The 1,432-nt window shown below is 65.2% G+C and carries 1 protein-coding gene; it reads right to left on the reverse strand.

Annotation, left to right across the window (positions count from 1 at the left end):
• Positions 1-1,345, reverse strand: a 1,345-nt coding sequence (locus ACHAAJ_RS15545; RefSeq protein WP_435729153.1) for an IS256 family transposase, incomplete at its 3' end; no start/stop codon positions are given.
• Positions 1,346-1,432 lie beyond the last annotated feature (87 nt).

Raw genomic sequence — 1,432 nt, forward strand, 5'->3', positions numbered from 1 at the left:
ATGCGAGGTGTTGTTCGAGGCGTTCGGGGTAGGTGAGCATCAGGTGCTGGAGGGCTTGGTTCCAGCCCATGGTTCCGGCTCCTTCGACGAGGCCTCCGCTGGTCGATTCCCGGGTGGTGGTGCGGGCCTTGGCCCTTTCGCGGGCGCGTTTGTCCTCGATGTTGCAGATCGCCAGCCAGAGCAGTTTGGTGGCGGCCTGGTCGTTGGGGAAGTGCCCGCGGGTCTTGGTGACCTTGCGCAGCTGGTAGTTCAGCGACTCGATCGCGTTGGTCGTGTAGATGACCTTCCGCAGCGCCGGCGGGAAGCCGAGGAACGGCGTGAAGCGCTCCCAGGCGTGCTCCCATGTCTTCACCGCCGCGGGGTACTTGACGCCCCATTTCCCGGCCGCGAACTCATCCAGGGCCTCCCGGGCGGCTTCCTGGGTCGGGGCCGTGTAGATGGTGCGCAGGGACGCGGCGACCTGCTTGCGGTCTCCGTAGGACACGAAGCGGGTGGAGGCTCGGATCAGGTGCACGACGCAGGTCTGCACGGTGGCGTGGGGCCATGTCGCGCCGATCGCCTCGGGGAACCCGGTCAGGCCGTCGCAGCACACGATCAGCACGTCCTTCACGCCCCTGTTGGCCAGCTCCGCGCAGACCCCGGCCCAGAACTTGGCGCCTTCCGTCTCGGCGATCCAGATGCCCAGCACGTGTTTGATGCCCTCCATGTCCACGCCCACGGCGATGTGGGCGGCCTTGTTCTTCACGTGGTGCCCGTCGCGGATCTTCACCACGATCGCGTCCAGGTACATGATCGGGTAGATCGCATCCAGCGGCCGGCTCTGCCAGGTGATCACCTCGTCCAGAACCTCGTCGGTGATCTTGGAGATCGTCTCGCGCGAGAGCTCGGTGCCGATCGTGGAGGCCAGGTGGTGTTCGATGTCGCGCACCGTCATGCCCCCGGCATAGAGGCTCACGATCATGTCGGCCAGCTCGCTGGTGCGCCGCGATCCCTTGGGAACCAGGCGGGGCACGAACGTGCCGGCCCGGTCCCTGGGCATGCCCACCTCGACGTCCCCGGCACTGGTGGACACCGTCTTGGGGTAGGTGCCGTTGCGCGAGTTGGACACCGCGCGTCCGGCGTACTCGTTCTTCTCATACCCCAGATGCCCGGACAGTTCGGCCTTCAGGCCACGCTCCAAGCCGGCCTTGATGATCTGCCGGATGAACCCGTCCTTGCCGTCGAGCTCGATCTCCCCACGGTCGATCTGGCCCATCAACTCGTCAAAGGCCCCCGAAGACTTCAGCGCCTCCATGTCCCCCACCGCAGCCATCCGCTCGGCGGTTTTGGACGCGTCTACTTTCATCACCGGATTCTTGTGGTCAGTCACAGTCACAATCATGCTCCATTCCAAGGGTGACTAGGCTACTTACACACACCATCTGACACCCTC

The sequence above is a fragment of the Arthrobacter arnarulunnguaqae genome, from assembly GCF_051262515.1.
Taxonomy (GTDB): domain Bacteria; phylum Actinomycetota; class Actinomycetes; order Actinomycetales; family Micrococcaceae; genus Arthrobacter_N.